This window comes from Vibrio sp. 378 (assembly GCF_033339435.1).
This window is the reverse complement of the sequence record NZ_JAWOUO010000451.1, coordinates 1-757: the sequence shown is the minus strand read 5'-3', so window position 1 is coordinate 757 and position 757 is coordinate 1. Positions and strand designations below refer to the sequence as shown.

General features: G+C 43.9%; 1 protein-coding gene. It reads right to left on the bottom strand.

Annotated elements, in window-relative coordinates:
- Positions 1-757: ABC transporter substrate-binding protein (locus R7Q48_RS26870; RefSeq protein ID WP_318133293.1), on the bottom strand; the 757-nt coding region annotated here is incomplete at both ends.

Genomic DNA, 757 nt, shown 5'->3' with positions numbered 1-757 from the left:
AATAAAGGAAACGTTATTTGCTGGTGTTGCCGTCAACTCAAGGTTTTCATCTTCTTGAATGATTGGGATCTGACTAGAGATAGGTGAAGACAAAACATCGCATTCATTGCGCAGCAACTTAGCTAACGTGCCAGTACCACGGTGTGAAATGTCGAACACTACTTGTTCCATTTTCGCTGGCGAGTTCCAGTAGTTCGGATGACGTTCCAAGCGAATCAAATCGTTTACTTGATACTCTTTGAGCTGGTAAGGCCCTGAACCAATAGGGAGTTGGTCGATTTGCTCTTTATTGTCTTTTGCCGCCAATTGTTGACCGTATTCTGCTGACAGTATTACCGCATGGCTGGTGGCGATGTTTGCCAAGAATGAAAAGTTTGGCTGCGCGAGTTTAAACGTCACTGTGTAATCATCGACAGCAATCACATCTTGCAATAGATTTTGAAAATCTAAACCAGCAAACCATGGATAAAAACCACCACCAACTTGATGAAAAGGATGGTCTACATCAATGATTCGCTTAAAGCTGAATACCACGTCTTTTGAATTTAACGGGCGAGTCGGAGAGAACCACGGTGTCGTTTGGAACTGAACGCCATGTTTAAGCTTGAATGTGTACTCAGTACCTTCCTTGTTCACAGACCAACTTTCCGCAATGCTTGCAATAGGTTGGTGTGTTTTAGGATCAAGCGTGAGTAAGGTATCGTACAACTGAGGGCTTAACGCCTCGGCTGTAATACCACTGTCTATAAGCTGAGGG